This is a genomic window from Microseira wollei NIES-4236 (genome assembly GCF_020521235.1).
Lineage (GTDB): Bacteria > Cyanobacteriota > Cyanobacteriia > Cyanobacteriales > Aerosakkonemataceae > Microseira > Microseira wollei.
Map to the genome: position 1 here is coordinate 41435 of NZ_BLAY01000065.1, position 7101 is coordinate 48535.

The following is a 7101-nucleotide window of genomic DNA, read 5'->3' on the forward strand; positions in this document are numbered from 1 at the left end:
TTCATCAAAGCTTAAACATGTTTAAAAGCCACCTAGCCTGCCTTGTTTAGTTTTGATATTTTGGGAATATGAGCCTTTAATTATTTTTTATTCTTTGTATAAGTAGAAACCTGCTGCATCACCATCTTTCTCCTTGTTTAGTTGCTTAGCCATAGAATTAAAGTCATCAATTTGTTCTTTTGAAAACATAGATTTATCGGGATTTACAGCATAAGATGCACTCTCCGTTATGGCTATATTTCCAAGAATCTGTTCGCTGCCCCAAAACTGAAAAGCGTGCGAGTCAAATACGATATCCGCAATTTTAAACCCAGCTTTATTTGCCAAGATTTCCATACTTTTAGTCGTATGTAAAAAAAAGTGCCGCGGCGCATCAATTTGAACCCAATTAACGCCATATTTTCGCCAAGCCAAAGAAGAAGCTACAGGAATTCTAATTAAAACATATCTATTTTTCTTCACCATACGATATAATTCTTTTAACACAGATAAAGGCTGGGGCATATGTTCAAAAGCATGGTTCAACATAATAAAGTCAAACGAACCTTCTATCTCGTGTAAGTACTTCTTAAGAACCTTAACACCGTTTTCATAAAAAATATCACTTTTGATAAAGGGATCGACACCTGTAAGGTTAGTAAATCCATCCGATCGCATCTGGAGTATAAGGTTTCCAGAACCACAACCTACGTCTAAAATTTCTGATTCTAGCGGTAATTGTAATTTTCTGAACCATTCGTAATAATCCGCCATGGGTGTTTTATATATTTTTATTAGGATTTTTGAAAGCAAAATCCCGATTTCTTTATTTCCATAAATAAGATATTTCATCCTCTGACGCTTGAGAAATGACTCGATCGAGTTTACCTTTGAATATGTCTTTTCTTTAAAAGAGTAAAAATTATCCGGGTAGTATTTTGACAGATATTCCGGTATTTCTTTAATTTGTATGCATCCACATTCGGCACATTCAAAATATTCAAATTCATCTCTGAATCCAAACATCATTTCTTTGACAACATAAGTTTTATTGCCAGTTTTATTGTTACAAATTGCACAAACATTCATTTCAGCCTCCATCCAGATTACATGGTTTTATTTTTTAATAATAGTTTTTCATAGTCTTTTATACATTTTCTCAACACCGCCTACGCACTTTCGTTAATATCTCCACCATTTTTTGGCAAATTTGTTCGTGTTTTATATATAAATCAGATTTAAATATAATATATTTAATATCCTTTCCGCTAGCATCGGTTGTGTAAAATTCCGTTCTTGCCCCCTCTCCCTGATGGGAAAGGGGTATCTGGTATTAGCGCAGCAGCGGCACGTAGTGCTGGTGATACGCTACCGATACAAGCGGACATGATATTAATCAAAAAATTAGTCTTGTACCAGCCATTTTTATGCTCGCTAATTGAGAGGTTTTTGTTCATGGTAGGTTTATATATATTTTTCCGACTCATTGAAGAAGTATTTGGTTTATAGGAAGCCCCCAACCTAAAATGTATCGCACTAGCACCACAGAGCTTAGTAATAGCAAAAACAGCGCAGTTGCCACAAGATCCTGTCCCAAACAAATCAACCCTTCACGCCAAAGACCGTACATGTTTACCGCGTACAGAGGAAGATCGTAAAAGGCGATTACGAACATAGCCCCAACTAGGCCAAATTGGGAAAATGCCAGGGGTAATCCAATGGCAATAGTCATAAAAGCCAACAGGGATCCTGGAGGATTATAGCGAGCGTTTCCCAGGGCTAAAAGCGCGGGAAAGGTTGTAAAATAAAGCGAGGTATGCCATATCCCCAGAGCAATAATCGGCACCATCCAACCCGCCTCGTGGTAATTGCTTTTATACAAGATAAAAACCAGGCGATCGCCAAACCCGATCATCAACGACAAGCCTGCGGCTAAAGCGACAAGCATAAGTCTGCGGCTCTTGATAATTTTGGCTCGAAACGTTTCGCGAGGCAAGTCAGCAAGCTTGGCAAAAGATGGAAAAATCACTTTGTTACTGAGAGCTAAAATGACTTGGCGCGGTATGTCGGCAAGGGTAAAAGCAATGCCGTAAATTCCCAGCATTTCAAGCGGGATTAATTTGCCTAAAATCATCCGATCCGATTGGGAAACGAAAAAATATAGAGCTGTTGAAACGAAGATCCACTTCCCAAACGAAAAAATACTTTTGACTGCATCTCGCTCCCAGGCAAAGCGGTTAGGTTGTTCTGGAAATAAACGATGGCTCCAAACCATTTGAACCAATGCCGATGCAAAACCCCCGGTTACCATAGCCCAGACTGTTCGATTGAAATAAGCGCAGACAATCGTTACAGTTATCGACGTAATTTGTCCCGCTAACTCATAAATTGCCAATTTACTAATCGCTACTTGCCGGTTGAGCGTAAACACGGCAGTAGAGTTGAACCCAGAGATAATTGCGTTCAAACCAACTACCGGCAGCAACGACAACAGCCGGGTTTCATTGTAGAATTGGGCAGCTGGCCACGCAAGCAAAACGCTACCAACCCACAGACAAAAGCCGCGAACCACCTGTATTGTCCAAGCCGTGTTGAGAAAAGCTGGGTCATCCCCGCGCTTATTCTGAATGATGCTCGGACCGATGCCAACATCTGAGAACAGGTGCAGCCCGGTTATGAACACATAAACTAAGGCTATCAGGCCGTATGCTTCTGGCAAGAGCAGACGAGTCAGGATCAAGTTACTGCCAAGTCGCAGTATCATACTCATCCCGTAGGCAGCAAATGTCCAAGCTGCCCCTCGAATTGCCAGCTGTTTAATTGATGTCACGATCGCATCTCCGAGTGGGGAACCCAAACTTGTGGGGGAGCAATGTATTTTTACGCATCAGTACTCAGTTAATGCTATTAGGGTAGATGTTGGCATAGATAACGCTTGGTGAGTCACCAAGCGGGGACTTTTCGATATTAGAGCAAAACAAAGCTGCCAATTTGCTTGCTTCCTTAGCGGCATCGTGCTGCAATGCGACGCGCTCTGCCCCAGCGCGACCCATTTGTTCTAGCTTTTCCACAGGGGACTGCAATGTGACGCGCATCACCTCCGTTAAGGCTGCGACCGATCCAGCTGGCACTAGCCAACCGCAGACATTCGGTTCTACCAGTTCGGGAATTCCAGCAACACAGGTGCTGATGACTGGTCGCCCTAATGCTAGCGCTTCCATCACCACTACTGGCAACCCTTCGGCAAAACTCGGTAAAACCATTGCCCGCGACGCTAGAATCTGTTGCTGAACTTCAGAGTTACTCGCCCAACCAGTAATTTCGACCTGGTCTTGAAGACCCAGTTGTGAAATTAAAGTTTCAATTTCAGGTCGCAAGGGGCCATCGCCTACTAAGATTAGCTTAAATTGCAAACCTTCGGCTGCTAACCGACCGGCTGCTTCGAGCAAGAGCAGGTGACCCTTCTGTTCGCTCAGTCTACCAATACAGGCTAAGCGGGGAGTTTCTGGTACTGGGGTATGGGGTTGGGTTAAAAATATCTCGTCTACGCCACAATGAACGACGTGGATTTTTGACCAATGCTGGCGATCGCACCACCTTAACACCTGGCTTTTACCAAAAGAGCTTACCGCCACCACAAACGCCGCTCGCTTAATCTTTTCTCCCAAACACAGCCCTAACGGCCTGTCGAACTCTTCCGGCCCGTGTACCGTAAAACTATAGGTTGGCCCGCCCAGCGCGTGACACAACATTGCTACCGTGGTCGAATTGGTTCCAAAATGAGCGTGAACGTGTTTTATGCTCAACTTTGAACACCAACCCAGCACCACGCAAGCTTCAGCCAGGTAGGCCAAATGATACAAAATCTTACGTTCTGACCGCTTGCTGGTTTGTAGCATTGGCCACAAAGCCTTTAACAAGGCAACAGGTCGAGTTAAAGCCGTCAAGAGCAGATTAACAAGTAAGCCTGCAATCCCTACTTCCAGAACGACTCGCGTTTTTTCCAGTTCGATTTTGTCTGCTTCATCCACCAGTTCCGAGCCGCACGAGCGCAGGGCAAACCTTACAATTTGAAGGCCGCAAGCTTCCATACCGGCGATTTCTCGCCGAATAAAGCTGTGGCTGACCTTGGGATACTGATTAACCAGGTAAGCTATAGTCATCAGCCAAATTATAGGCATGTCACAGCCAAATTATAGGCAAGCGACAGCCAGAGGATTTTATTTTTCAGGTAACTTTATAATTATACTAGGATCTAAGGCGCGATCGTTCTGCACTAGCGAGCTTTTCTTCATTTTCATACCACAGGGAGAATGGGAGCGATCCCTGTCACTTTTTTTACCCGCTCTCAAAAGTGACAATATAAAGATATTATCGTTTTCCCCCCAAAGGAAAAGCCACCCACAATCTTCCTAACCTATACTCGATGTGAGTCGGTCAAGCCGAATCAGAGTCAAGACATAATTGTATAGTGACGGTAGATTGAGTCAGTGGCAGGCTGAGTCAGCAAATCTGCGTAGAAATTGACAAATGGTTAAAGATAGCAGAGCATTGCAGCAATTACCATCGGAAGACCTAGAGGAGTTTAACGCTCCGCCTTCCAAAGGGTTGAATCTGCGTCCGTTTTTAAGGACATTCCAGCGGCAAGCGTTGTTGGTTACCGGGGTGGCGGGGGTAGTCATGTTTGCCGCTCTGCTTTCCGGCGGCAAAGAACCCCCCATCTATGAAGGCAGTTTTCGGCTTTTAGTAGAACCAGTAACATCTGAAGCCAAAATGTCTGAACCCACCACACTCACGCGCAGTGGGGGAGGACTACCTGATGATAAGGTTTTTAGCCTCGACTATCCAACTCAGTTACAGATTTTACAGAGTCCGGCAATGCTATCTGCCATTGCCGAGCAAGTGCAAACCCAGCTTCCTAAGTTTGGCTTGAATCAACTTAAAAAAGGACTAATAGTTCAACGCATCGGTGAAGATTCGTTTACCAAAACTAAGATTATCGAGGTTATCTATAAGGGGGAAAATCCCAAAGAAGTTGATTTGGTTTTGAGGAAAACGGCTGAAAAATACTTGAAGTACAGTCTAGATGAACGAAAAACGCGCATCAGTGAAGGGATAAAATTTATTGACGACCAAATGCCTGAATTGCAAAATAGAGTAAATCAATTTCAGGGACAGTTGCAAGTGCTGCAACAACGATACACCCTCATCGATCCAAAAGCACAGGGCAGCGACTTATTCGAGCAAGTTCGTAAAATAGGGGATGACCAATTAGAAGCTCAAAGGCAGCTGCAAGAGCAGAAAATTTTGTATGCAAATCTTCAGAGACAATTAGAGCTAACGCCAGACGAAGCACTGGCAGCATCAGCGTTAAGTAAAGACCCCAACCGGGTGGCATTGCTACAAAAGTTACAGGAAGTAGAAAGTCAAATTGCAACAGAAACCGTTCGCTTCACGGCTAATAGCCCCAACATTCAAGCTTTACAGGAAAAAAGACAAAACTTACTCAGATTAATGAATCAAGAAAACCAGCGAATTTTGGGACGAAATGCAACAAGTAAAGCCAGCAACCCCCAAGTATTATCTTTCCAAGATGAGGTTCGGGTAAGACTAATTGAGGAAATGGTTAAGACGGCTAACCAAATTCAACTGCTAGAGGCTCGGACTCGGGCAATGGCAGAAACTAGAAATGCTTTTGAGCAACAAGCAAAGCAATTTCCAATTATTGCTCGTCAGTATAATGATATAGAACGGAAATTGGAAATTACAAACCAGACGCTAAACCAACTTCTGACTCAGCGAGAAACACTGCGGGTCGAAGCAGCACAAAAAAACGTGCCGTGGGAACTCATTTCCGATCCTCAAATTGAGCGCGATGCTGCTGGAAATCCGGTTGCGGCTCCCCAGAGTAATAGAAAGCAACTAATGATGGGAGTAGGAGGAGGACTGGTTTTGGGGCTATTGGCGGCTATTCTCCTAGAGAAGTTCCGCAATATGTTTTACACAGTTGAAGACATTAAAGATGCGATGGAAGTGCCGCTTTTGGGAGCCATTCCACTCGATAAAAAGAAAGAAAAAACACCAAAGTCAATGGCATTGCTGAAGTGGCTGCCCAAAATTAACGACAGCCATCAAAATAGTTCTGCTTTTGTAGAAGCTTTCGACTCTCTCTATGCCAACCTCCGTTTTCTCTATTCCGCTCCACCAGTCCGTTCGTTAGCAGTTTGCTCGGCTACCGCTGGTGATGGCAAGTCTAAAATTGCCTTACATCTGGCTTATGCAGCAGCACAGGCGGGTCAGCGAGTCCTCTTAGTGGACGCTAATTTGCGCTGTCCTCAGCTTCACCTCTGGTTAGATTTACCAAACCACAGGGGACTTTGCGACCTGCTTAACCACAAATTATCACCTAATGTTTTCATCGAGCGATCCCACCAAACCGAGAATTTGTTTGTGTTAACTGCTGGACAACCTTTACCAGACTCTCCCAAACAACTCGGCTCTCCTGGGATGCAGCATCTGACAGATGAACTTCAGTCCAACTTCGATTTAGTTATATACGACACGCCTAATCTGCTTACCTTTATGGATGCCAGCTTTATCGCTACCCATACCGATGGAATATTGCTGGTGGTAGGCGTCAAACAAACTAAAAAATCCGCAGTCATGCAAGCCATTAGTCAGCTAAACACTTTTCGCTTATCAACCCTGGGTGTAGTTGCTAATTATGCCAAACCAAAGTCCGCTGCTGCCTCCTCTGACAATCGCCACCCAACTTCCAGACTTAGCGAAAAACTCCCATTAGATTCCCACCAGCCTTCTCTTCCAGAAATGAATAGCAAATCGATTTGACTCATAATAAAAACGCTTGTTCCTAGTTGCGCTATCTTCGCTAAAGCGCAACTAGGAACTCTACCTATTTCGGGCAATTAATCCAACCAACTTGACGTCATAGTTAGCACCAGCGTTCTACTCCCATCCCTTATTTGCTTGTGTTCTTTTATCAAGCGAGACGAGAAGCACAAAACCCCGTACCTTTAGGTCGGGGATGTAGTGCGACCGGGACTTTTAAGTCCCGTCAAGTAGTGTCATGGTGACGCTGTTCCTCAATATATCTTCTCACGG

At 44.1% G+C, this 7101-nt stretch carries 4 protein-coding genes; 1 reads left to right on the forward strand and 3 read right to left on the reverse strand.

Translation table 11 applies throughout. From position 1 onward, the window contains the following. Window positions 1-87: 87 nt before the first annotated feature. From MiSe_RS21430 to MiSe_RS21440, 3 genes are all read right to left on the reverse strand, one after another. Window positions 88-1080, reverse strand: a complete 993-nt coding sequence (locus MiSe_RS21430) for a class I SAM-dependent methyltransferase (RefSeq protein WP_226584751.1) — start codon at window positions 1078-1080, stop codon at window positions 88-90. Between the two features lie 382 nt (window positions 1081-1462). Then, window positions 1463-2809, reverse strand: coding sequence for an oligosaccharide flippase family protein (locus MiSe_RS21435; RefSeq protein ID WP_226584753.1), 1347 nt, complete (start codon window positions 2807-2809; stop codon window positions 1463-1465). A gap of 64 nt (window positions 2810-2873) precedes the next feature. After that, window positions 2874-4142, reverse strand: a complete 1269-nt coding sequence (locus tag MiSe_RS21440; RefSeq protein WP_226584755.1) for a glycosyltransferase — start codon at window positions 4140-4142, stop codon at window positions 2874-2876. A 367-nt stretch (window positions 4143-4509) separates the two neighbouring features. Between MiSe_RS21440 and MiSe_RS21445 the strand changes: the two genes are divergently transcribed. Beyond that, complete coding sequence (locus tag MiSe_RS21445; RefSeq protein WP_226584757.1) at window positions 4510-6828, forward strand: GumC family protein; 2319 nt, start codon at window positions 4510-4512, stop codon at window positions 6826-6828. Window positions 6829-7101: the final 273 nt, after the last annotated feature.